We start from the raw sequence: 25,144 nt of genomic DNA, 5'->3' as shown, positions 1-25,144 counted from the left end.
TGCGTAAAATCTTTCGGAGAGGAGAATATCTTATGGTATTAATAAAGAAGAATCTCCATAACTTAGGAACCGGAAATCATGCGCCAGTGCATAATCATAAATAGTGCGCCAATTCCCTTTTACAAAAGCTGAAACCAAAAGCAGCAAGGTACTTTGCGGCTGATGGAAATTAGTAACCATCGCTTTCACTATTTTATAATTGTATCCCGGTGCTATGATAATCTGTGTACTGGTGTGAAGGGTTTCCAAACCATTCCTGTCGAGATATCCTAATATCTTTTGCAGCGCAACAACGGGAGGAATCTGGTCGTACTTTTCATAAGGCTGCCATTGTTTGACACGTAGTTCTTCTTCCGTAGCATACGGATTTTCAGCCAATGTAACTCCAATGTGATACAGGCTTTCCAGAGTCCGTACAGAAGTAGTCCCTACTGCAATAGCACAACCGTCGTGGTCAATCAGTTTTTTGATGGTACTCCGATTGACCGATATATATTCCGTGTGCATCTCGTGACCTTCGATTTCTTCACTTTTTACAGGTTTGAATGTGCCTGCTCCTACATGTAGAGTTAATTCTTCAAGATCAATCCCTTTCTCTTGAAGTGCATCCAATACTCGTGGAGTAAAATGTAATCCCGCCGTAGGCGCAGCTACCGAACCTTTAATCTTAGAATAAACAGTCTGATAAGTCTCCTTGTCACTTTCTTCCGTATCCCGGTTTAAGTAAGGAGGAATAGGAAGTTCTCCGAATACTTCAAGGATATCGGCAAACGTCACTTCTGGATTATCCCATGCAAAATCTACCCAATGGCTGGTTCCTTTACATTTTCCTCGGGTAGCGGTCAGGGTAATAGGGAATCCTTTGACGGTCATTTCGCGTTTCAACTGTCCGTCTTTCCATTTCTTCAGATTGCCGATCATGCAAAGCCAGGCGGCATGTACTGTCTGTTGGAAATTCAAGACATAATCGTTTGGCTGAATCGGTTCAAGACAAAACACTTCGATCAGTGCTCCCGTCTCTTTTCGAAAATGGAGGCGTGCCTGAATGACTTTTGTATTATTGAATATCATCAGGCTGCCTTGCGGCAGATATTCCGGCAAAGACGTGAAAACATCTTCACTAACTTCTCCACGACGGTATATTAAGAGTTTGGACTGGTCGCGGGTAGGCAACGGGAATTTAGCAATACGTTCATCCAAAAGAGGATAACTGTATTCACTGATATGGATATGTCTAGGATCTTCTTTCATTGTTTTCTAAAATAAAAAGAGGTTAGAACCCATTCGGTTTCTAACCTCTTTAACCAGTCGGGGTGACTGGATTCGAACCAGCGACCACACGCCCCCCAGACGCGTACTCTAACCGGGCTGAGCTACACCCCGAATTGCGGATGCAAAAGTACAGATTAATTTTTAATTAGCAAATAAATAGTGTGAAATTTGTTTCCTTATTAAATGGATTGTTTTACTAATCGTTTGATTTATAGTGAAGTGCGTGTATGATTATTTGTGCTTTATTATTCCGATAATGGGGCTGGAAGAGAGAGTGTTTCCCCACCCTTATAATTTCTATTAGTATTTATTTACCTCTATAATTTGCTTTTGGTTGTAGTAATTTGGATAAAACGTGTAATGAATAAGTAATGATTATGTAATCGATGAAGTAGTGCTGTATGTCTTGGTAATTAATAGTTAAACTTTCTTAATATAAGAAATATGATTACTTTTCATTGTGGGGTGGTGCGAAAAATGTAAATTTAGTCGTCGAAAATCGTCAAAAATGCACGAGTTCACTTTTGCAATGTGCGTATATACTACATAACTAAATAAAAATAGAATATGAAAAATATGAAAATTATGCTCTATAAGAGCAACCAAAAGAGAGACGGAAGTTACCCTGTGTGTTTGCGTATTTCTAAGGATGGAAAACGGAAATATATCAGTTTGGGGCTATCAGCGCAAGGGGTGCAGTGGAATGACGATGCCGACCGTTTTAAGAAAGATAAGCGTGTATGTCCCAATTATGAGAGGGATAATTTGTTTCTGAACTCCTGCGAGGAGCGTGCGGGGAAAATTTTGTTGATGTTTGCGGAAAAACAGCAAAATTGGTCATTAATTCAATTTGAAGAAACGTTCTGTTGTAAAAATAGGGAAAATAAATTATATGATATTATAATTGAACATATAGAGCTCCTGAAAAGTACCAATCATATAGGAAATGCCAAAAGGTTTGAGGGTACTCTTAGGATGCTGGAAAAGTATGATAAGAAAATTAAAGAACGGACATGTGCAGAAATAGACTTTAAGTATGTCAGTGCTTTTAATGCGGCATTGGAAAAACGGGGGTGTTGTGGCAATACCCGAAGGATTTATTTGAAACCTTTAAGTGTGATACTAAATAAGGCTATAAAGGAAAAGAAATGCTCTTTGGATACCTATCCGTTTGGGAAAGGTGGTTTTGAACTGGGTAAACTGTCAGAGGTAACGGAAAAAAGATATTTGCTTCCGCAAGAACTGGAACTTATCAAAGAATCACCCCAGGAGGATTTTGTTTTGGAGCGTGCCCGCAGACTCTTTCTGTTTTCCTACTATTGTTTTGGAATGAGTATGGTGGACATGGCGAAATTGACTTCCGCTAATATTAAAGTATTGGCGACGGGTGAACATATTGTATACAAAAGGCACAAAACGCAGAATGCCAAAGAAATGAAGCCCATAATAATAAAGATAAATGAACCTATAAAAGAACTGTTGGATTGGTTTAAATCGAACACTCCTCTAATGGGGGACTATCTTCTTCCTTTGATAACCAAAGATTATGGTGAAGAGGAATTATGGTACGAACATAGACGTACGAGATACAAAAGGATTAATAACAACATGAAGAAACTTGGTGAAAAATTAAATATTGGAATAAAACTGACCACTTATGTTGCCCGTCATACAATGGCAATGCAGTTACAGGGAAAGAATGTTCCACGTGAGGTTATCAGCCAAGTAATGGGTCATGCCAATATTGACACAACGGCTACATACCTCGCAAGTTTTGATACTACCATATTAGACAGAACAGTAAATTTATTATAATTAAAAAACAATAAAAAATGATTGTATTATGCCTCTGGGCGACTTGATAAACAAGTTGCTCCGAGGGGGAGCGGATGAATGGTGTGAAACGGATTTTGGGTTTTATCTTGAAAGTCTGACACATGGTGATAAAAAAGAACTGGAACAGGTGCTGGAAACTGTTGATGAGGCTATTGTCAACTGGAAAAGCCTTTCCTTAATTTCCCGTTATGAGGATAAAATAAAAGAATGGGAAGAGGGCAAATGTAGTATGGACGAAGTGGACGAATTGTATTTTGAAGAGGAATTGTGGCGGAAAGAGGGAAAGAGACTGCTAACAGCCGAAACTTTATATGCTGCTATATCCAGTAAGGGTTTTATAAATGACTATCATCATGATGCGATGGAGAAGGCGTTGGACAATAATGATGTCCGATACTTAAAGACGGATTGGGAAAATATGATGTTGGCTCAAATAAGGTCGTTTAAGGATGTTATTATAGGCAGGCTTGAAGTAGCTTCCGTTAAACCAATAATCGATAAACAGAGCGTCGTAAGAGTGCTTAAAAAGCTGAATGATTATCCGGAAGTATTGGATGTTATGCTTTGCAGTGAATTTTTAGGAGTGTCCATACATAAACTTTATAAACTTACTAGTGCCCATGAAATTCCCTTTTACCGGAGCAAGGGTAATGGACGTAAGTTGTCTTTTAAGCGTGATGAGGTTTATGAGTGGCGGATGGCTCACCGACAGGAAACTAATGAAGAGTATGTGAATGAAATGAACGAACGGTTGGCGGCTCGTTCTACCAATTTCTATAATAACCCAAATAAGTTAAAAAAATGATCGATACACTTGCTCTAATATATACTCCGTCAATAGTTGATGGGTATATAAATCTAATGTCTGAAATAGGTGCTAAAATTAATATCGACCTCAAAAAAAGTAATGAGTTTCGTGTCGTTGGTAAATACAAAAATCTTTGTGTTTATATCGAACCAACCTTTGTCCGTATTGAGGGTAGCTTCCCTAAATACTACTATGGTACTAATTTAAAGCCTCTATCACATATAGAACTGGGGTTAGCTATTGATAAGTTGAGTGCAGTATTTGGTTTACCATTAAAGCAAGCTGTTATAGGTCGTATTGATATAGCTACTGATGTGGAAGTAGTTAATCCTCCTTGTTCTTATTTTTCTTCCCTAGGTAATTTAGCAAAGTTTGATAGGAATATACGAAGAGGAAGTTTATATTATGAGCAAGGGTGGTGTAAACTATGTTTCTATGATAAGATAGCGGAAGCCAAAAAGCATAACGATTGTCATTTAACGGAAGAACTTTTAAATAAGAATATCCTACGATATGAAATTAGGTATAGGAGAGATCGTCTTAAAAATTATTTCGGGCGTGATATAAAGGTGTGGGAAGTATGTAATGGCTCGATTGACGTTTATTGCGAGTTGGTAGCTAAATCGTTTTTTATTTATAACGATATAGTGAAGATTGGTAATTTGGAGTTCAATTTTGATATGACTATGGCAGGACTTGGGAAGTGGGCTATTTTAAAACAGTATCGGGATGGGACGGATTTGATGAAATTGATAGATAATTGTAGTGAAAAAGGAGATAAGAGGGCTAGACGTATGAAGAGGGAGATTATGAAGTTGCTGAAAGAGAGATATGTACTTGATGAATCGACGGAAGAACTGAAAGAGAAGATATTTGATGCTGTTTGTGAATTAATTGACTAATAAACTGATAAACTGATAAGATTTGACCTGACACTAACCAAAAGACTAAAATCCAAACGTTATGCACGTTTGTCTTTCCCCCTTTTGTTTATTGTTCAGGTCAAATCTTATATATAACTCCTCTATTGGAAGCGTGTTGCCACTTTTGTCTTTAAAAGGTATAATTTACTCAGTATGGGAATAAAATGGCTAAAACTGCCTTAAAACGAGCCTCTGTGATTGAAGTATGTGATGAGGTTGTTGTTGGGGTATCGATGGACTATATAGGGTTCGTTCTTAATTCGTTTTATGGATTTGGAAGAATCTACTCTATGTGAAGATATCTTGTAGTAATGTAGCTCTGTAATGGCTAGAAATCCTTGCTTTTGTCCATGGATTTGTTATATTTGCATTGTCAAAAGATGGTAGTTTTGCACAAGGAGGGATGGGGAAATGAGCGAAGATATTAGTAAGCTAATATTAGACCTGCTAATGTAGACTGGACGCCCCAATTTACAATCCACTTTTAAATAGATTAGATATTATCACTAATTACGCAATGCAATATGAGTAAAATGACAGAAGAGGTAACTCGGGCGATAGCCACGAAGTTCCTAGATGGAATAGAAGATTTTGAATTGATTAAAGAGGAAAACTACAAAAACTATGTAGTCTATTTTGCAGCTTATAAAAAGGCGAACGGGAATACAAATTACGGACTTCCTATTTATGTACTGATTGATGAATTGGGTAAAGCCCGATTCGCTACATCTGAAGAAAGGCATGAAATTTGGCATCGTAATGACCCTGAATTGGAAGACGGCGAGGACGAGGACGTGGAGTATATAGAATTACCCGGCTTGTGTAATGGACGAAATACACTTCTGGATGGGAAAGAGGACTAGTAGAATTACCACCTATGTAAGTTGACATCCTAGTTTGTAATCTGCTTTTTATATTTATTATTCAGGTCAAATCTTATATATAACATCTCTATTGGAAGCGTATTGCCATTTTCATTCTTCAAAGGGATAATTTACTCGGTAAGGGAATAAAATGGCTAAAACGCTTTAATACGAACTTTTGTGTTTGAGTCTGTGCTGAAGCTAATTGTGAGGTCTCAATAGCAAAAGTGATAAAAAGGACATAGGAAGCCTCATCGAAGCCTCCTTCTAAATGTCTAGTGACGCATTGCTCTGTCAGTCCTCGTCGTCTTCTTCGTCAGGATTCGAACGCATCAATATTTCATGATTTTCTTCGTACGTGGCGTATCGGGCTTTACCCAATTCATCAATCAGTACATAAATAGGACGTCCGACATTTATTTCACCTGTCACACCATCTGGAAAAGCAAAATAGACTATATAGTCTTTGTAGTTTTCCAACTTAGTCAATTTAAATCCTTCTATTCCTCCTAGGAGCTTTATGGCTATTGCCCGAGTTACTTCTTCTGCATTCTTGTCCATAATTGTTGTTGGGTATAAATGTTTTTATTACTGGACTATGTCTTTTATCCATTCCAAAGCGTTGTCGTTTGCTTCAAAAACAAATTCTTGCCCTTTGGCTGCGGAAATAAAACAGTCCTCTTTCCAGGAATTTGCGTTATAACTTATTGGAATTTGCCGGAAAAAATCGGGTAAATTCCATACTCTCCTGCTGCATTTTTCCTTAGTAAGTACAAGCCCGTTTGAAAATTGCAAACATCCGGCTCCGGGTAGTTGAGGTAAAAATGAAAGTTTGGAAGAAGCCGTATAAATGACATTTGGACTGTTCCACCTTTCCATTTTTGCATGTGGGTGTCCGTTTAACCATGCGGGGATATTGGTAGGAGTGTCAATGATTTCTCCTATTTGAAGATAGCCGTATATAACATGCCAATCCAGAGCGTCTTTTTTATAACGTAATTGTCCGGCAATATACTCCGTTTGTTTGAACCAACCAAAGAATAAAAACAAGTCTCCGATTCCCACCCCCTGTTTTTGCAGGTGTCGTAATGCGGTCTTTTCCTGTCCGAATGTAGGCTTCCACCCTGTTGGTCTATCCTTTATTGCTCCTCTGATATCGGGGTCTAAATGGCAGTTATATTCTTCTTTTATTTTGTTGTTGGGGCTTAAAGTATGGATGATATCGTAATATGAACTATTGCCATAGTATAAATCTCTATACTTTGTTTCCATATCTGTTTTTGAGGGTATCGGCAATGACAGTAATGTCCCGTCCGGCAATATTGGACTAGGCATTCCACCATATTGGGAATCAAATCCCTTTCTACTTAATATAACTCTCATTTGGCGTCAGTGTATTTGCATAGTTCAACATGTTGTTTGACGTAGTTTATAAATTCTGCGGCATCCTTTGTTATTACTCCATAGCTTGTTTGCACTTTAGGAATGTTGGGACGTAACTCAACAGGGATATCCAACGGGGACAAACGACTGAAATAATAAAATTCTTCACAGATAAGAACATATTCCCCTCTCAAATCCTTGTCCATTTTGTCTTTTCCATGGAAATTATTTTCTATCTGTATAAATTCTTTAGGGTTAGTCGGGTTTGGTTTATATATGTTGTCTCCATAACGTTGTATAACTTTAGTATCTTCTGTTTTTGCAGGGCGTTTTTGTTCATACTTTTCCCAGTATTCAGCAAAAGAAAGTTTTTGTGTCACTTTTGCTAAATAGACAAGTTTTTCTTTTCCAACTTCGGTCGGACTGTCCTTTAGTTGTTTTGAAGTCCATCCCGCAATCCAGTTTCCTATTTTGGTGTTGCGACGCATTGCAGGCTTACATGTTGCAAGTGTCAGTACTCCAAATAAAGGGTTTGGAGCAAAACGGTTGTCATGCTTCATTTTATAACTGTACAGTTTGTAATCTGTAGTTTTCATATTTGTCGGTGTTAAGAGTAAATATTGATATTTAGCTTTTATTTCCGACGAATATATCAAATATTATCTTAAAGAACGATATAAATGGGATATTTTTAATTATATTTGTCGTAATTAGTTTGTGTTGATGCTTCATCTGTGTAGATATGAAGGATAATGGGGGTATTTAGTTTAGTAAGTTTATGTATAATCAATGCAATTATATTATTATGGCAACGAATGACAACAACATTGAAAAGTCCTACACGTTGGAAATTACAGAAAGGGACAAGGCGTTCAAGCGTAGATATCAAGCGGCTTCCCCCGAGGAACAGGAAAAGATGGGATATGATGTGCCACATCACGCTGATATGGAAGATATAATAATTACGGAAATGGCGAACGAATGGTTGCGTGATGGTAAACCAGTAGATTAATCTAAAGAAATTACACTATGGCAAAGAAAGACAACAACATTGAAAAGGCTTACACGTTTATTCCTGGCGAAAGCGACAAGGAGTTTAAACGGATGTACCAAGCCGCATCACCGGAAAAGCGGAAAACAATGGGTTTTGACTTACTAAACGATGCAGATGCAGAGGAATTGGAGATTAACCGTTTGGCGAATGAATGGTTGCGTGACGGTAACCCCGTAGATTAATCTATAGAAATTACAATATGGCAAAGAAAGAAGAAAACAACATTGAAAAGTCCTACGAATTTGTAATTTACGAGGGTGATAAGAAGTTTAAGCGCATGTACCAAGCCGCTTCCCCAGAGGAACGCAAGAAGTTTGGCTACGATGTACCAAACGATGCTGATGACGCAGACTTGGAAATTACCCGTTTGAAGAACGAATGGTTACGTGATGGACAACCTGTAGATTAAATTGTCTTATGAATCAAAATAAAGCATTGGAGATTGCCTATAAGGCTCATATTGGACAGTTAGACAAAGGTGGCAGTCCGTATATATTGCATCCAGTCAGAGTTGCTTTACACTGTCAAACAGAGGATGAAAAGATAGTAGCATTGTTGCATGATGTTGTAGAAGATACTTCCATAACATTTGAGGATTTAAAAGCGGAAGGGGTTGATGACAGGTTACTGGAGGCTTTAAAATGTCTGACTAAAGAAGAGGGTGAAGATTATAAAGCGTTTATTGAACGTGTCTCTACTAATCGTTTGGCTACAAAGGTTAAAATACAAGACCTAAAAGATAATATGGATGTAACCCGTTTGAATGGTAAGGCACATTGGAAGTTGGAAACATATAAAGAAGCGTTGGAGTACCTCGAACGGTGCTCAAATAAGAAAGTTTTATATGTAGATATGGATAATGTATTGGTAAACTTCCAATCGGGCATAGACGCCTTAGATGAGGACTTAAAAAGCCGATATGCGGGGTGTTATGATGAAGTCCCTAATATATTTGCAAAAATGCAACCCAATGAAGGGGCAATAGATGCCATGAATCGTTTAAAAGACAAATACGACATTTACATTTTATCAACAGCTCCATGGGATAACCCAAGTGCATGGTCTGACAAGTTAGAATGGGGGAAGCGTTATTTGGGTGAAGTATGCTATAAACGTTTGATCTTGTCGCACCACAAAAACTTGAATGCAGGGGATTATTTAATAGATGACAGGAAAAAGAATGGTGCTGCCGATTTTAAAGGTGAGCTTATATTGTTCGGTTCTGAACGGTTTCCAAATTGGGAGTCTGTGGTAAGGTATTTATTGTGATAAAAACACGAAGAACGCAAAAGGTGTTTTGCACTGCAATTTGCTTTAGTTTGGATTAAGTTTCCCGAAAGAGGTAATGAATGAGTAATCGAGCTAAAAAATAAAGGAACTAGATAACTATCTAATTCCTTGTTTTATATGTGATTGTAAAATGAAAATCTTTTACTCTTTTCACGCCCCCCCAGACGCGTACTCTAACCGGGCTGAGCTACACCCCGAATTGCGGATGCAAAAGTACAGATTAATTTTTAATTAGCAAATAATCCGTTGATTTTTCTAGTATGAATTGTGCCGATTTATAGCTATTATTCTGATTATTAGTCTTTCTTGTGAACATACAAATCTTTATTTCAATGAGTTAGTAGTTTTTTTGATTGCCTCTTATGTGATATAAAAGTACATTTCTTTAATTTTGCTTGAATTAGAAAACAATCTGCTTATTTTTCATTTGAAAGCATTAATCCTTTTCCTGTCCTAAAAACACTATAAAAAACAGGTCAGTCTATAATAAAACGAAATAGGAAAATGATAAATGAACTAACAATCAGATAGTTTGTTTATAAATTAATGCAAATAAAAGGTGTTTGACTTCCTTAGTATGATACTATATTTCCATTTTTGGTGCGTGGTAAATTAGGAAGTTATACATTTGTAAAAAGACTTAGTTTAGAAAGGTGTTAAATGTTAGACATTAAAAATAGAGAGACATTAGAGATATACGTCCTGGGTGACGATTTTAAATTTTATCAAAATCTGAAGTATCTTCCTTTGACTTCTTATCCTTCTAATAATCAATCAGCTTTGATTATATATTGTTTAGGTGGAAAGGCCAAAATTACAGTGCATGAAGATGTACATTGGATACAACCGGAGGAATTGATTATATTATTACCCGGACAATTTGTCTCATTTAGTGAGCCAAGTGAAGATTTCTCGACCGTTACGATGGTTATATCTACTTCACTGTTTAGTGATGCGTTAAGTGGTGTGCCCAGATTTTCTCCGCATTTCTTTTTCTACATGCGGACTCATTACTGGTATCCGCAGTCAGAACGAGATATTCCCCGGATATATAATTATCTGGGTATGATAAAAGATAAAGTTACTTCTCAAGATATATATAGGCGGGAGCTGATTATTCATTTGTTGAGGTATCTGTATCTGGAACTGTTCAATGCTTATCAAAAGGAATCTACCTTGATGACTGCCCGCAGGGATACCCGTAAAGAAGAGTTGGCTAATAAATTCTTTGGGCTTATCATGAAGCATTTTAAGGAGAATAAGGATGTGGCTTTTTATGCGGATAAACTGTGTATTACTTCCAAATACCTGACTATGGTAATTAAGGAGACAAGCGGGAAGTCTGCCAAAGACTGGATTGTTGAATACATCATATTAGAAATCAAGGCTTTGCTGAAAAATACCAGCCTGAACATTCAGGAAATAGCGATTAAAACGAACTTTGCGAATCAATCGTCGCTTGGACGTTTTTTTAGAAAGCATACAGGAATGTCGCTTTCACAATATCGAATGAGTAACTTAGAACAATAGTGCGGACAATTGCCTCACAATAGGCAATAATATCTATAGGGATTGGGAAGAGAAAGGGAATGAAGTCTATTTCATTCCCTTTTATTATGCGGTATATCTGATGTAGGATGGGTTAAATTCCCATACATTCGCGATAGAAGTCGAGCATTTCGAAGATAGTGTCCTTATCGGCAGTCTGATTGATGCAAATGTCTCCAATATCTTTTAGTAATGTGAAATTGATAGTGCCTGAAGTATTCTTTTTATCATGCGTCATAAATGCATACAGTTGGTCATATTTTTTGCAGTCGAAAGTAAATATGCCATAATTATCCTTGATAAACTGGATCGTTTGCCGCATTTTCTCTTTCGGGAAACCTACTTTGAGATGAGAAAGATACAGTTCGCACACAATTCCCCAAGCTACTGCATATCCATGTAATACAGGACGGTTTTCTGCCAGTGCCATACTTTCGAACGCATGTCCTACGGTGTGTCCCAGATTTAATGCTTTGCGGATTCCATGTTCGAAGGGATCCTGTTCTACAATATCTTCTTTCACTTGTACCGATTGGCCTACCAATTGTTTGAGAGCTGCATAATCAATACTAGAGGAATCGAAATTGAGCAATTCTGCCCAATGTGCCGTATTGCTAATCAAACCATGCTTCAACATTTCAGCATATCCGGAGAAGAAATTGTGTGTGTCCAATGTGCGTAGGAATTCAGTTTCAATCAATACACTGTTTGCCGGAGCGAAAGCACCGATTTCATTTTTCAGTCCGTTGAAGTTGATTCCTGTTTTACCCCCCACTGATGCGTCCACCATGGCGAGCAGGGTGGTTGGTATATTGATATAGGAAATGCCCCGTTTGAATGTAGCTGCGGCAAAACCTCCGAGATCTGTCACCATCCCTCCTCCAAGATTGATAAGTAAAGAGTGGCGGGTAGCCCCTTGAGTGCTTAATGCCATCCAGACGGAAGCGAGTGTTTCCAGAGTTTTATGCACATCTTCTGCTCCGATACAGATTTCTACAGCATCTTTCAACAGACCCGATTCCTTTAGAGAGGGGAGACAAAGACGCTGGGTATGCTCGTCTGTAAGGACGAATAATTTGTCATGCGGACATAGCTCAATGGCACGACCGAGGCTCGTTTCCAAGCTTTCGCAGAGAATAACTTCTTGTTTACTCATGATTCTTTTGCTTTTTTACTCTGCAAATGTATATAAAATATCTTTTTTTACTTACTTTTGTCTCATTAAAACGTTTAATCATGAAAGCATTATTACCTGTATATTGTCGTCCTTTAGGATATGTTGTCTTGTTGGTAGCTCTGTTTATCCCTTTTATTTTGGTGATGCAGGGAGTAGTAACTGATACTAATTTGCTGTTTTATAAAGAATGTACAAAGTTGTTGATGATGGCAGGATGCTTGTTGATAATCTTTGCATTGAGTAAGAATGAAAGCCGTGAAACGGAGCAAATCCGGAATTCGGCTGTTCGTAATGCCATCTTTTTGACATTCTTGTTCGTCTTTGGTGGTATGTTGTGGCGTGTTATGCAAGGAGATGTGATAAACGTCGATACTTCCTCTTTCCTTACTTTTCTGGTTTTTAATGTGCTTTGTCTGGAGTTTGGTCTGAAAAAAGCGCTTGTTGATCGATTCTTTAAAAGATAATTTTCTTTTCAATTAAACCTTTTGCGATTCGATTTGTCAAAAAGACATTGTTATTGCTACTAATATAATCGTAAATAAGGTAAATGAAAAGATTTTCAGCAGGGTTGGTGCTGATGTTGCTATGCACCTTCTCAATTTTTGCACAGAATAAGGTTATTACCGTTTCGGGACGTGTGGTGGAATCCGATACTAAAGAGCCCGCAGCGCAGGCTACAGTTCAATTGCTATCATTACCTGATAGTGCTTATGCCGCCGGTATAGCCAGTAGTAACCAGGGATGGTTTACTCTCCCCAAAGTAAAAGCCGGAAAATATGTGTTGAAAGTTTCCTATATTGGATTCCGAACCAAGCTCGTACCGGTACAATTATCTGCTAACGCCACTGATAAAAAATTGGGAACCATTACATTGGACCCTGATGCTGTCATGCTGAAGGAAGCGGTGATTACTGCCGAAGCTCCGCAGGTGGTCGTGAAAGAAGATACGCTGGAATATAACTCAACAGCTTACCGTACTCCCGAAGGGGCGATGCTCGAAGAGTTGGTGAAGAAACTTCCGGGAGCAGAAATAGACGATGACGGTAACGTCAAAATCAATGGTAAAGAAGTAAAGAAGATTATGGTGGATGGTAAAGAGTTCTTTGGCGGTGATGTGAAAACCGGATTGAAGAACTTACCGGTCAACATGATCGACAAACTGAAGACGTACGATAAAAAGTCTGATTTGGCACGTGTTACCGGAATAGATGACGGAGAAGAAGAAACTGTTCTTGACCTGAAAGTGAAGAAAGGTATGAATCAAGGTTGGTTTGGTAATGCAAGTGTTGCCGGTGGTACAGAAGATCGTTACGGAAGCAACTTGATGTTGAATCGTTTTGTCGATAATAGCCAATTCTCTTTAATCGGTTCTGCTAATAATGTGAACGATCAGGGATTCTCCGGTGGAGGTGGCGGACCTCGTTTCCGGAACAGCAATGGTTTGACTGCTACCAGGATGTTAGGGGCTAACTTTGCTACCCAGACTGAAAAATTGGAACTGGGAGGTAGTGCCCGTTATAATTTCAGTGATCGGGATGCAACATCTACAAACTACTCGGAACGTTTCCTGCAAAATGGAAATTCTTATTCAAATTCGAACAGTAAAGGCCGCAATAAGAATACGAACTTTAATGCAGACTTTCGGTTGGAGTGGAAACCGGACACATTGACAAATATCATTTTCCGCCCGAACGTTTCTTATGGAAAGTCTAATAGTTATTCTATTTCCGAATCGGGAACTTTTAATGGAGATCCATTTAATTTGGTGTCTAATCCTAATGAGTTTTTGAATAAGATTTTCTGGGGAAGTACGGATGATCCTTTAGAAGCTATTCGTGTCAACGCCAGTAATAGTGAATCAAAATCTGAAGGGCAGAATCTCTCTGCAAATGCTTCTTTGCAAGTGAATCGTAGATTGAATAATCAGGGACGAAACATCACTTTCCGTGGTACATTTAGTTATGGAGATAATGACAGCGAACAGTTTAGTGAATCATTGACGCGTTATTTTGATGATAATGCAAAAAAAGAAGATGATGAGCGTAAACAATATACTACTTCTCCAACCAAAAATTATGATTATACTGCCGAACTGACCTATAGCGAACCGATTGCGAGAGCTACCTTCTTACAGTTCCGCTATAAATTTCAATATAAATATAGTGAAAGTGACAGAAGTACATACAGCTTGATTCCTGATGCCGATAAAGGACAGGATTGGTTTTGGAATTTTGGTGATGGTCTGCCTGTAGGATATGAAGAGAATAAAGATAGAGATTTGAGTAAGTATGCTCAATATAAATATTATAACCATGATATTAATGCAGGACTAAATATTATCCGCGAGAAATATAGATTGAACTTTGGAGTATCTTTGCAACCGCAGAACACCAGATTGGATTATAAGAAAGCCGAAGTAGATACTGTAGTAAAAAGAAATGTGTTCAATTTTGCTCCTAACGTTGATTTTCGTTACAGATTTTCTAAAGTCAGCCAGTTGCGCTTTACCTATCGGGGACGTGCAAGCCAGCCGAGTATGGAAAATTTGCTTGATGTAACTGATGACTCCAATCCGTTGAATATCCGTAAGGGTAATCCGGGATTGAAACCTTCTTTCTCTCATTCTATGCGTTTGTTTTATAATACTTATAATGCAGATAAACAGCGTGGCATGATGGCTCATGTAAACTTGAATATGACTCAAAATAGCATTACTAATGCCACTACTTATAATCAGAGTACTGGTGGAGTGACTGTTAAACCGGAGAATATCAACGGAAACTGGAATGCGATGGGAATGTTTGGATTCAATACAGCATTGAGAGACAAGCGGTTTACCATAAATTCTTTTTCCCGTGCTAATTATACCAATGCAGTTTCTTATCTTTTTAATGACGATATTAAAATAAATGACAAGAACACTAGTACGACACTGACTTTCGGAGAGAATCTGAATGGAACTTTCCGTAACGACTGGTTTGAATTTACCTTGAATGGTTCAATCAACTATAACTTTGAGCGAAATCAACTGCGTCCGGAAAACAATCAAGAACCCTATACATTTGGTTATGGTGCAAGTACTAATATCTCTTTACCTTGGAGTATGACGTTGTCTACCAATATCACTAATAACGCTCGTCGTGGTTATCGTGATGCCAGTATGAATAAGAATGAACTTATTTGGAATGCACAGATTGCCCAAAACTTCCTGAAAGGCAATGCCGCAACCATCAGTTTTGAAGTATATGATATTCTGCGGCAGCAATCTAATATCAGCCGTTCGTTAACAGCCGATATGCGTTCTGTTTCTGAATATAACGGAATTAATAGCTACTGCATGCTTCGTTTCTCTTATCGTCTGAATGTTTTTGGAAATAAAGAAGCTCGTGGCAATATGCGTCATGGCGGTTTTGATGGTGGTGGACCTCGTGGCCCGCGTGGTGGCTTTGGAGGTGGCAGACCACACTAAAGCAGAGTAATAGGTTTAAATAAAAACAGGAAGTCCCGGCACAACGATTCAATGTTGTTGCCGGGATTTCTTTGTTAATCCGAGAATTTACTCTATATTTGTTGTTTAGTATTCGTATGAAAGGAGATTCCTATGATTGATTGGAACTATATGCTTAGCCAGATAGCAACAGTGGCTTTTGATATTCTTTATTTTGGAGCCATTATCGGTACGATTGTCATCATCATTCTTGACAACCGGAATCCGGTTAAAACCATGGCATGGATACTCATATTACTTTTCCTTCCTATTGTCGGACTTGTCTTTTATTTTTTCTTTGGGCGGAGTCAACGTCGCGAACGTATCATTGGGCAAAAAAGCTACGACCGCTTATTGAAGAAACCAATGGCCGAATATCTCGCACAGGATTGTTCGGACGTTCCTTATGAATACTCCCGTCTTATTCAGCTTTTCCAGCAAACGAATCAAGCGTTTCCATTTGAGGGGAACCGTGTGGCAGTCTATACCGAAGGATATACTAAACTTCAATCATTGTTGCGTGAACTGCAAAAAGCGAAGCAGCATATCCACATGGAATATTACATCTTTGAAGATGACGCTATCGGGCGTATGGTCAGGGATGTGCTGATAGAAAAAGCTTCTCACGGGGTTGAAGTACGGGTTATCTATGATGATGTAGGTTGCTGGCATGTGCCTAACCGTTTTTTTGAAGAAATGCGCAATGCCGGTATTGAAGTCAGAAGCTTTTTGAAAGTACGTTTTCCCTTATTTACCAGTAGGGTGAATTACCGTAATCATAGAAAGATTGTCATTATTGACGGACGCGTGGGCTTCGTTGGGGGAATGAACCTGGCAGAACGTTATATGCGTGGCTTTTCTTGGGGGATTTGGCGCGATACGCATATCATGTTGGAAGGCAAGGCAGTGCATGGTTTACAAACAGCTTTTCTGCTTGATTGGTATTTTGTAGACCGTACGTTGATAACCGCTTCCCGTTATTTTCCGAAGATTGACTCTTGCGGAAGTTCTTTAGTGCAAATTGTCACGAGTGAGCCTATCGGGCCTTGGAAAGAAATCATGCAGGGATTGACTGTTGCTATTACCAGTGCAAAAAAATATTTCTATATGCAAACACCTTATTTTTTGCCTACAGAACCAATATTAGCAGCTATGCAAACAGCAGCATTGTCTGGGGTGGATATACGCTTGATGTTACCGGAACGTGCAGATAACTGGATAACTCATCTTGGATCGCGTTCTTATTTGGCAGATGTGATGCAGGCAGGTGTTAAAGTCTATTTTTATAAGAAAGGTTTTCTACATTCTAAGCTGATGGTTTCAGATGATATGCTTTCCACTGTAGGCTCTACCAATGTTGACTTCCGTAGCTTTGAGCATAACTTTGAGGTGAATGCTTTTATGTATGACGTAGAAACTGCCCTTGAAATGAAAGAAATATTTCTTCAGGACCAGCGCGAAAGTACACAGATCTTTTTGAAGAATTGGGGCAGACGTTCGTGGAGACAAAAAGCTGCGGAGTCTATCGTGCGTTTATTGGCTCCGCTGCTTTAATAAGGATGAAATTGTATTTGGATCTTATCTGAATAGTGAGAAGTTCACACTTCCATACACCCTTCTCTCAAGGAAATGTGGATTTTCTTCGAAATTATTATCTTTTCCATGCTCCAGTACCAATAATCCTCCTTCTTTGAGAAGATTATTCTGAAAGATTAATTCGGGTATTGTTTCCAACTCTTTTAAAGCGTAGGGAGGATCGGCAAAGATGAAGTCGAACTGTTCGCGGCCATTTTTGATAAACTTGAATACATCTCCGCGTATCGGCAGACATTTGTCTGTCTGCACCTCTTTCATAATTTTGCAGATGAATGAGTGATGTGCAGGATCTTTCTCAATGCTGATAACATGGTCACATCCACGGGATACCAGTTCGATACTGATGCTTCCTGTCCCGGCAAACAAATCAAGAGCTGTTATTCCTTCTTCAAAATCGATATAGTTATTGAGTACATTAAACAGATTTTCTTTGGCGAAATCTGTCGTAGGGCGTGCTTTAAATGTCCGAGGCACGTCAAATCTTCTTCGTTTGTAAATACCGCTGATTACTCGCATGTTAATAAGGCTTGCATGTCAATATTAGTTGCAGGATTCATGATGAATACCTGTAGGATAAACTTTTTCAATTCACTCATTAAAACGTCTTTTTCCGGAAGTATTCCGGTTAGGTGTAACTCATCCCGTTCCTGATTAAACTCCAGTTGTTTCCAGGCGTACAATAAATAGTAAATACGGTCTTCTGTGTGCGTACATTCAAAGGAATTAGCCAGAAGCAGATGTCCTCGTTCAAAGCAATAGATGTCAATGCCGTCTTTGCGTATAGAAGCATACATCTTCTTACTGTTTCCCAATCTGCTTTTTACAGAAAAATAATCGATGAATGGAGTAGATTGAGAATAGAAACGAGCTTCGGGATATTGTTCATTCAAAAAGGTCTGTGCGCTTTTGTCTATGCCGAAGATGACAGCTACATTATTCTTTCTTAGAATATTATAGAGCACCGTTTCATTTTCTTTTTTCTGATGATTATGATAAAACAGAAGTTCCGCCTGTTCCTCTTCAAACAATTCTAATGGCACAATCGTAAAACGCTTGCCTGCCATCATAATGTTTACTCGTTTGTAAGGATGATTGAGGAAATCCGATTCGTGAAAGAGTGTCTTTAGATTTGCTGTAAGGGATGAAGACGCATCTATCCCTTTCTCTATTATTGAAAGCGAATCGTCATGAATCGGGTTATAGATAGAAAAAGAAAATCCATCCGTACTAAGACGGATGGATAAAGTATATTGTTTTGATTTAGTAAAATCAATCATTATTCCCAGTTACCAGCACCATTGTTTGGAGTATCGATAGAACCTACCATCAAGCCGCTATATTTGCCTAGTTTAGAATCCAGGTCTTTTAGGTTGATGATTTCTTGTTTGTCAAGTCCGCTCAAATAAGTTTCGTATGGAGCTTTCACTTCGAACAAATATACCGGAGCACCAGACTTGGCAGTGTCATTTTTCACGTTCATTTCGAATTGAGCACCATTTCCGTGAGGAATATATTTCATAGAGTCGGCATTGAATCCTTTTGGATAGATAGTATCCAATACAGCTACCCACATAGTGTCACGTTTGAAGTTTTCAAGTCCCCATTTCTTAACTTCATCGTATCTACCGGTTTTCTTTGCTTTTTCGATGATAGCCATGGCTTTCTTTTCAGTCAGTCCATCTTCCAATTGCTTGTCAGTTAACATTCCCATCTTCATAACGAACGGCAATTTTTGATTTTTAACGAAATCAATCAGTGTGTCTAATTTGGGTGCATACATTCCGCGGTGCAGCGAACGGTATTCCTGCTGTGCCTTACGGATGTCGATCAAACGGGCAATGACTGCTTTTTCTCTTTCTTTTTTTGCGTTTTCAAAATTGATAGGACCCATAATGCTGGTGTAACAGATGTAAATCAGTGCAGCAGCACAAAGCACCAATACAATATTAAATACTGTTTTCATGATAAATTATGTTTTTAGTTGTTATATTCGCATCGCAAAAATAGAATAAATAAATTTAAATACGATAGTTCCTCGAACTTTTTTCTCGTACAAAAATGATAAATAACTATTTAGAAAGGCAAATTAAGGAAAATTTTCCTTATCAGCCAACTTTAGAGCAGGAAATTGCTGTAAAATCTCTTTCAGAGTTTCTGCTGTCCACACTGGCAGATGAAGTCTTTATCTTAAGAGGGTATGCTGGTACTGGTAAAACATCGTTGGTAGGGGCATTGGTGAAAACGATGGATCAGCTGCAGCAGAAATCTGTATTGTTGGCTCCTACAGGACGTGCGGCAAAAGTTTTTTCAGCGTATGCAGGACATCCGGCTTTTACTATTCATAAAAAAATATATAGACAACAAGCTTTTTCTAATGAGCTTAGTAACTTTTCGATCAATGACAATTTAGCTACCAATACATTGTTTATTGTCGACGAGGCTTCCATGATTTCAAACGAAGGACTGTCGGGCAGTATGTTTGGAACAGGACGTTTATTGGATGATTTGGTGCAATTTGTGTATTCGGGACAAGGTTGCCGACTCTTATTGATGGGAGATACAGCACAGCTTCCCCCGGTAGGTGAGGAGTTGAGTCCTGCGCTTTTTGCTGATGCATTGAAAGGTTATGGACTTGAAGTACGTGAGATTGATCTTACCCAAGTGGTTCGCCAGGTGCAAGAATCCGGAATATTGTGGAATGCCACGCAGTTGAGGCAACTGATAGCGGAGGATGATTGTTATTCCTTACCTAAGATAAAAATAACAGGTTTTCCTGATATTAAACTGGTACCCGGAACTGAACTGATAGAAGAACTGACTAATTGTTACGATCATGATGGTATGGATGAAACGATTGTTGTCTGTCGATCTAATAAACGTGCGAACTTATATAATAATGGAATACGTGCACAAATTCTTTGGCGTGAAGATGAATTGAACACTGGAGATATGTTGATGATAGCCAAAAATAATTACTATTGGACAGAGAAATATAAGGAGATGGATTTTATCGCTAATGGAGAAATTGCAGTTGTCCGGCGTGTTCGTCGAACTCGTGAAATATACGGTTATCGTTTTGCTGAAGTTACTCTCCGCTTTCCTGACCAGAATGATTTTGAATTGGATGCGAATCTATTATTAGACACTTTACATTCGGACTCACCCGCATTGCCGAAAGAAGACAATGACCGATTGTTCTATACGGTACTTGAGGATTATATAGATATTCCAAACAAAAGAGACCGGATGAAAAAGATGAAAGCCGATCCGCATTACAATGCTTTGCAGGTGAAATATGCATACGCAATAACCTGTCATAAAGCGCAAGGCGGACAGTGGCAGAATGTGTTTTTAGATCAGGGGTATATGACAGATGAGTATTTGACTCCGGATTATTTCCGGTGGTTGTATACAGCTTTTACTCGGGCGACAAAGACACTGTATTTGGTGAATTACCCGAAAGAGCAGGTGGAATAGTTTTGTTTTTTGAATGACTCTTAATCTTTATATGATTTAGAGTTTTAAGGTTACATTGATTATATAATCAGTTGATTTCAATATTGTTGGATTCAAAAAAGTCTTTGAGTACTGGTTGTGGTTTGTTTATAGATGAAAAGAGTATTTTAAGATAAGAGCTAGCATTAGATAAAAATAGATAGCAATAATCCCTTTATTTGACTCTATTCACAGATTTGGAAAGAGTAAATAAAGGGATTCTCTATAAATTATTTCTCTATATATTAATTATTTGTAAACAATAGTAGTTGCATCATTCTTAGTTAACTTTGGTATCACTTGACCAGTCTTTAAATAAAGAGTCTTAATTTTGCTGCTACGATTGGCGTTTAAGTTTGTTAATGCTGGACATTCCGAAGCATCAATTGACGTAACATAATCATAACTTGCATACCAGGAAACAAGACTTAAATCCAAAGACTCAAGTTTACTACTGATGACTTTAAGACTTTCTGCCTCCGAATAAACATAGCTACCTCCTGCATTGAAACTAGTAATTGGATTATCTCCCAAATTATACTCTTCACAAATAGTAGGGCTATTAAATGTGAGTGATGATACCTTATGTAAACCTGAAATATCAAGCTTTTTCATGTTTGAACAATAACCTAAACGTAATGAAGTCAGGTTAGGGAAATACTCTATTCCGGTTAAATCTTTAATCTGGTTAGAGTATGAGGTGTTAGAGAATGAAGTTGCGTTTAATCCTTCTTCAAGAATAATACATTTGGTATCATCAATAGGGAGAGCCCAACCGTTAGATATACAAAGTGCTCGAAGAACGGCATCTGGAATTTCCACAGGGCTGGCGTCCGGATCTTTTTGAACAATAGCAATATCTTTTACTAATGTACCACTGGTTTGGGCAATATGAATTGTACCTCCACGCGAAGCTGGTGATGCGGATAGTTTATAAGTAACAGTAACCGTAGTCAAACCATCATCGCCTTTTTGTGGTTCGGAAATTGATTGATCAGTAATCCAATCTTTCCCTTTTGTTATGGAAATAGCGTAATTGACGTTGTATTTCACTTTAAAAGAGATAGTTCGTGCTGTTAGATCATATGTTAAAGTGTTACTTTCGGTGATAATTGCATCTGTTTGTTTTTGATTAATATCTACATTGACACTCTCAGTAACGAGTGGGCTTGAGATTGTAATTTCTGTACTACGATCTTTATATGTCTTGTTCTCGGCAGCAGTGAATGATAAAGTTACTTTACCACCAAATTCATTACGTCTATCAAATGTCAGCCACTCTTCACCACCGTCACTATATGTTATCGTTGGGTCGGTCACATTGGTATTAAGTTGAATTCTCACAGTACTTTTCTCTTTAGCAATAGAAAGAGCTTCGTCAGAAAGTAAATCCATTATATATGCAGGTTGAGACTCTACTTGCAGTGGCACAACCGAAGAACCTGTGAAAAATTTGAAGGTTGCAGTACGCTTTTCATCTAATTTGTTAGGATCGATGGTAAAAGTAACTACATCACCATCTTTACCTGAAGTTACTGACGGATGTGCCCAATCACATATTCCTGACAGCCGCCAGTTATCGGAGCTTGTTACAGTTACTGTAGCATCCCCTCCATTTTTATCCATTTGGAGTATATTGGTCGATAGTGAGATTGTTGAATTACCACTATTGATTGATTCATCATCATCAGAACAACCCCATAGTAGGAGGGATGCCGATAATATTATCATTAAATTCTTATATAATTTCATATCTATTCTTTTTAAGGTAAAATATACATTAATCAGTTAATAGCTTCACGTTGTGTACTATTCTTTTTATAATAGTAACTTGGATAAATTAATGTTTCATCGTACAAACCTTTACAAACGGATTGGCATCTATATACTTGTGAACCATATAATGATGGGTCAAGTGCGAAGAACATGTAGTATCCATAACCAGCTTCTTTTCTAGAACGCGCTGTAGATTCACTTGAGTTGCCACTGCCTCGTCTTAGTTCTATTGACATACCAGCACACTGTTTCAATGTCATACCGGTACCTGGCCCAGCAGCACCACCATAGTCGGCTACAGCATAATCGCAATACTGACCAGGTTCGATACCATCAATAACTTGGAGACTACTTGAATACATGTTGCCAAGGTTATAAAGTGAGACAATTTTTTCCGGCATGACAGCTTTACATTCATACATTAATCGTGAACCCGCATAGGCTGATGGTCTTGCAAGCCATGGGTTTGAAAGGTCTGGTGAGTTCGAATATTCATCATCGAAAGCGACGCCGTCCAGATTATAGGCACGGCAGTAGGCTGCCAGTTCCCGGGCGAATTCCCGGGCTCCCATATCCGAAAGTTGAGCGACACCGGCTTCGTCATGATTACCAAGGATGCTGATAATAATTTTCATACCAGCTTTACGCAATGGTTGCAGATACTTATCATTATTGTCGAGCAAGAATTGAACATTTTCATTGTTCGCTAAATACACTCGTTGTTTCTCTGGATCCCAATTGATATTAGCAGCAAAAAGTACGATATGGTCGAAAAAATATTTACCACTTTCAGTCAGAAACTCAAGTGCATTGAGTGGGTTAGTATCATTAACTTCGAAATAGAGTACTGTTTGTACTGCATCTTCTCCTTTGTTAGTATTGGGTTTGTTGCGATAATCCTGAACGAGAAGCACCATATGCTTGGAAGTTTCAGTAAATGTTACTCCTTCAGTAGAAGATGTTACTGTCAAAGGTACTATGTAAGTTTTATCCTCTTCCATTCCATCAAACGCAGTCAGTGTAACTTTCACGCTTGGGGTAACTTTATCATCAGGGGCAAGTACAAAAGTACCATTATTTGCGATTTTCACATTAGCGGCAGGAAACACTTCGAAATCCGTTTCATGGGTAGTATTATATATAGCTGCATATGATTCCTCGACAGCTATTTGAACATCTACTCCTTTTTGAGGTAGTTTAGAGAGACGGAATACCACATTAGTGCTGTATTCATTATTTCGGAGCTCGATTACCGAACTGTTTTTATTCGTATTTTCGTCCAATAATAATCCGCTCAGTTGAGTCGATGCCAAATAAGAAGATTCATCTATCTTGTTTCCTATTTCAATATCTTCCTCACAAGATGTGAAGGTTGCCATAGTGAACATCACCATTGGCAGGAAAGCATATTTGATATTATTTATCATATTCATATTCAATTCTTAGTTAAATGATTTATTATTGAGGCAATGAAACAGATTCCCATTTAGGCTCTTTTTCGATTGTCAAATCATAGCCACTCACGCTGTAATCTTTAGCTATTGTACCCGAACCTTCGTCGAATTTCCAATATGCAATGAGCCCTTCCGATTCAGGTTCTACTGTGTAGAAGTGGTTTGTTGCCTGAATTTCTTCTGCTGTTAATGCACGATTCCAGATTCGTACTTCGGAAACGACGCCATCAAAATAGCGGTCATCTTTATAGGAATAACCTACCCAGAAACAACGTGAACCGTATTCCTCATTGGTATGTTTGGCACCAAGACTAACAGAACTCTTTCCTGTTGAACCGGAAAGCTTTTCTACGCCATTGATATATACTTTGACATTACCTTTATTGAATGCGACAGCTACATGATACCACTTGCCACTTTCAAGTTGAAGGTCTGCGCTTGTACAATTGTTAACAGAAGTAGCTACTTGAAGTTGGTTATTCGGAATATTTGCGTCACCGATACGAAGCAAGTAATTGCTTTCAATACCCATCAACGTGTTCAGAGTATTAGGGAATGAATTGGCCTTGAACAGTATCTCCATCGTATTCTCCGTTAGATTATTGAATTTGGAGTCATTCTTGAAATCCGGGTAAGCACGATTACGACTGATATTACATACCACATTAATAAGTGATGCTCCGCGGAATACATAATAATATGTTTTAGCACTTTGCAAAACGCCGATCCCTTCCACGGATTTAATAGTGACTGGAAGCACATAAGTGGTTTTGATATCAAGTTCTCCTGTATTAATGAATTCAATCGGCAATTCTGGACTAACTATACTACCTGATTTGATGGTAGTCGAAGTTTCTGGCATTGAATAATGCTCTTCGGAAAGAAGTACTGCAGTTTCATCATAATATGCCTGTTTATAAGTTGATAAAAGTTCGGGAGCAGGTGACATAGTCACTTTGATATCATGTTTTTCAGGCTTTGCTATGGCTACTGAAAGACCAGTTTCTACATTTGTATCACCAGCCTTGAACAGTATTTCCTTAGTAAAGTTCGATGCCGAAATGAAGAGTTTATTGTCATAATGCTGTTCATTTTCATCGTTGTTCTGGCAACCGGTGAGAATTATTGAGAAACCGGCAAGAGCTGTAAATATTAAATTGTTTAATTTCATAAGGCAGTTTT

The 25,144-nt window shown here is 38.3% G+C and carries 24 protein-coding genes and 1 tRNA gene; 13 read left to right on the top strand and 12 right to left on the bottom strand.

Features of this window, described 5'->3' with window-relative positions; genetic code table 11:
- Positions 1-30: 30 nt before the first annotated feature.
- Both AB5217_RS05215 and AB5217_RS05210 read right to left on the bottom strand, forming a co-directional pair.
- Positions 31-1,251, bottom strand: a complete 1,221-nt coding sequence (locus AB5217_RS05215; RefSeq protein WP_032844393.1) for an S-adenosylmethionine:tRNA ribosyltransferase-isomerase — start codon at positions 1,249-1,251, stop codon at positions 31-33.
- A 57-nt stretch (positions 1,252-1,308) separates the two neighbouring features.
- Positions 1,309-1,383, bottom strand: a tRNA-Pro gene (locus tag AB5217_RS05210).
- 456 nt (positions 1,384-1,839) lie between these two features.
- On the opposite strand from AB5217_RS05210, the gene AB5217_RS05205 reads away from it, so the two are divergent.
- From AB5217_RS05205 to AB5217_RS05190, 4 genes are all read left to right on the top strand, one after another.
- Positions 1,840-3,087 carry a site-specific integrase gene (locus tag AB5217_RS05205; RefSeq protein WP_008776750.1) on the top strand — a complete coding sequence of 416 codons (1,248 nt, stop codon included), beginning with the start codon at positions 1,840-1,842 and terminating at the stop codon, positions 3,085-3,087.
- 28 nt (positions 3,088-3,115) lie between these two features.
- Positions 3,116-3,913 (top strand): helix-turn-helix domain-containing protein, encoded by a 798-nt coding sequence (locus tag AB5217_RS05200; RefSeq protein ID WP_032844395.1) that lies wholly within the window; start codon positions 3,116-3,118, stop codon positions 3,911-3,913.
- Positions 3,910-4,818 (top strand): phage/plasmid replication protein, encoded by a 909-nt coding sequence (locus AB5217_RS05195; protein ID WP_032844396.1) that lies wholly within the window; start codon positions 3,910-3,912, stop codon positions 4,816-4,818. The genes AB5217_RS05200 and AB5217_RS05195 overlap by 4 nt, the downstream gene beginning before the upstream one ends.
- Positions 4,819-5,363: 545 nt before the next feature.
- Positions 5,364-5,702 carry a hypothetical protein gene (locus tag AB5217_RS05190; RefSeq protein ID WP_070782707.1) on the top strand — a complete coding sequence of 113 codons (339 nt, stop codon included), beginning with the start codon at positions 5,364-5,366 and terminating at the stop codon, positions 5,700-5,702.
- Positions 5,703-5,996: 294 nt separating this feature from the next.
- On the opposite strand, the gene AB5217_RS05185 is transcribed toward AB5217_RS05190, so the two are convergent.
- The 3 genes from AB5217_RS05185 to AB5217_RS05175 are packed head-to-tail and all read right to left on the bottom strand — an operon-like array spanning position 5,997 to position 7,681.
- Positions 5,997-6,263 carry a hypothetical protein gene (locus AB5217_RS05185; RefSeq protein ID WP_032844397.1) on the bottom strand — a complete coding sequence of 89 codons (267 nt, stop codon included), beginning with the start codon at positions 6,261-6,263 and terminating at the stop codon, positions 5,997-5,999.
- Between the two features lie 27 nt (positions 6,264-6,290).
- Positions 6,291-7,085, bottom strand: coding sequence for a hypothetical protein (locus tag AB5217_RS05180; RefSeq protein WP_008776756.1), 795 nt, complete (start codon positions 7,083-7,085; stop codon positions 6,291-6,293).
- Complete coding sequence (locus AB5217_RS05175; RefSeq protein WP_032844398.1) at positions 7,082-7,681, bottom strand: hypothetical protein; 600 nt, start codon at positions 7,679-7,681, stop codon at positions 7,082-7,084. The genes AB5217_RS05180 and AB5217_RS05175 overlap by 4 nt, the downstream gene beginning before the upstream one ends.
- Positions 7,682-7,890: 209 nt before the next feature.
- Here AB5217_RS05175 and AB5217_RS05170 point away from each other — a divergent pair, with 209 nt between their 5' ends.
- The 5 genes from AB5217_RS05170 (at position 7,891) to AB5217_RS05150 (ending at position 10,959) form a co-directional block, all read left to right on the top strand.
- Entirely contained in the window at positions 7,891-8,097 is a 207-nt protein-coding gene (locus AB5217_RS05170; RefSeq protein ID WP_032844404.1) for a hypothetical protein, read from the top strand.
- 17 nt (positions 8,098-8,114) lie between these two features.
- Positions 8,115-8,321 (top strand): hypothetical protein, encoded by a 207-nt coding sequence (locus tag AB5217_RS05165; protein WP_008776759.1) that lies wholly within the window; start codon positions 8,115-8,117, stop codon positions 8,319-8,321.
- Positions 8,322-8,338: 17 nt separating this feature from the next.
- Entirely contained in the window at positions 8,339-8,548 is a 210-nt protein-coding gene (locus AB5217_RS05160) for a hypothetical protein (RefSeq protein ID WP_008776760.1), read from the top strand.
- A gap of 8 nt (positions 8,549-8,556) precedes the next feature.
- The gene (locus AB5217_RS05155; protein WP_008776761.1) at positions 8,557-9,408 is read left to right on the top strand and encodes a 5' nucleotidase, NT5C type; all 852 of its coding nucleotides are present in this window, start codon (positions 8,557-8,559) and stop codon (positions 9,406-9,408) included.
- 681 nt (positions 9,409-10,089) lie between these two features.
- Positions 10,090-10,959, top strand: a complete 870-nt coding sequence (locus AB5217_RS05150) for a helix-turn-helix domain-containing protein (RefSeq protein WP_004301155.1) — start codon at positions 10,090-10,092, stop codon at positions 10,957-10,959.
- A gap of 112 nt (positions 10,960-11,071) precedes the next feature.
- Here the strand turns inward: AB5217_RS05150 and aroB are convergent, their stop codons facing one another.
- A complete protein-coding gene (aroB, locus tag AB5217_RS05145) occupies positions 11,072-12,133 on the bottom strand; it encodes a 3-dehydroquinate synthase (RefSeq protein ID WP_004301156.1) in 1,062 nt (353 codons plus the stop codon).
- 80 nt (positions 12,134-12,213) lie between these two features.
- Here aroB and AB5217_RS05140 point away from each other — a divergent pair, with 80 nt between their 5' ends.
- The 3 genes from AB5217_RS05140 (at position 12,214) to cls (ending at position 17,195) form a co-directional block, all read left to right on the top strand.
- A complete protein-coding gene (locus AB5217_RS05140; protein WP_004305412.1) occupies positions 12,214-12,618 on the top strand; it encodes a hypothetical protein in 405 nt (134 codons plus the stop codon).
- A gap of 83 nt (positions 12,619-12,701) precedes the next feature.
- On the top strand, positions 12,702-15,623 hold the full coding sequence (locus AB5217_RS05135; protein WP_032845380.1) for a TonB-dependent receptor: 2,922 nt from the start codon (positions 12,702-12,704) through the stop codon (positions 15,621-15,623).
- Positions 15,624-15,755: 132 nt separating this feature from the next.
- Positions 15,756-17,195: a cardiolipin synthase gene (gene cls / locus AB5217_RS05130; protein ID WP_004324778.1), complete on the top strand. Its 1,440-nt coding sequence runs from the start codon at positions 15,756-15,758 to the stop codon at positions 17,193-17,195.
- Positions 17,196-17,219: 24 nt separating this feature from the next.
- Here the strand turns inward: cls and rsmD are convergent, their stop codons facing one another.
- From rsmD to AB5217_RS05115, 3 genes are read right to left on the bottom strand one after another with little or no spacing between them, the layout of a single operon-like run.
- Positions 17,220-17,753, bottom strand: a complete 534-nt coding sequence (gene rsmD, locus AB5217_RS05125) for a 16S rRNA (guanine(966)-N(2))-methyltransferase RsmD (protein WP_004305410.1) — start codon at positions 17,751-17,753, stop codon at positions 17,220-17,222.
- Entirely contained in the window at positions 17,744-18,514 is a 771-nt protein-coding gene (locus AB5217_RS05120; protein WP_004305409.1) for a DUF3822 family protein, read from the bottom strand. The genes rsmD and AB5217_RS05120 overlap by 10 nt, the downstream gene beginning before the upstream one ends.
- Positions 18,514-19,200, bottom strand: a complete 687-nt coding sequence (locus tag AB5217_RS05115; protein ID WP_004301363.1) for a hypothetical protein — start codon at positions 19,198-19,200, stop codon at positions 18,514-18,516. Before AB5217_RS05115 ends, AB5217_RS05120 begins: the two co-directional genes overlap by 1 nt.
- A 95-nt stretch (positions 19,201-19,295) precedes the next feature.
- Between AB5217_RS05115 and AB5217_RS05110 the strand changes: the two genes are divergently transcribed.
- Positions 19,296-20,714, top strand: coding sequence for an ATP-dependent RecD-like DNA helicase (locus AB5217_RS05110; protein WP_032845378.1), 1,419 nt, complete (start codon positions 19,296-19,298; stop codon positions 20,712-20,714).
- 267 nt (positions 20,715-20,981) lie between these two features.
- Here AB5217_RS05110 and AB5217_RS05105 read toward each other — a convergent pair whose 3' ends face one another.
- The 3 genes from AB5217_RS05105 to AB5217_RS05095 are packed head-to-tail and all read right to left on the bottom strand — an operon-like array spanning position 20,982 to position 25,133.
- A complete protein-coding gene (locus tag AB5217_RS05105; RefSeq protein WP_070782472.1) occupies positions 20,982-22,484 on the bottom strand; it encodes a BACON domain-containing protein in 1,503 nt (500 codons plus the stop codon).
- Between the two features lie 32 nt (positions 22,485-22,516).
- Positions 22,517-23,941 (bottom strand): BT_3987 domain-containing protein, encoded by a 1,425-nt coding sequence (locus AB5217_RS05100; RefSeq protein WP_032844734.1) that lies wholly within the window; start codon positions 23,939-23,941, stop codon positions 22,517-22,519.
- A 25-nt stretch (positions 23,942-23,966) separates the two neighbouring features.
- A complete protein-coding gene (locus AB5217_RS05095; protein ID WP_032844732.1) occupies positions 23,967-25,133 on the bottom strand; it encodes a DUF1735 and LamG domain-containing protein in 1,167 nt (388 codons plus the stop codon).
- Positions 25,134-25,144 lie beyond the last annotated feature (11 nt).

The sequence above is a fragment of the Bacteroides sp. MSSM.1001136sp1_RTP21357st2_D2_RTP21359_211015 genome, from assembly GCF_040913205.1.
Lineage (GTDB): Bacteria > Bacteroidota > Bacteroidia > Bacteroidales > Bacteroidaceae > Bacteroides > Bacteroides ovatus.
The sequence above is the reverse complement of the archived record's forward strand: the minus strand, read 5'-3'. Positions and strand labels throughout refer to the sequence as shown.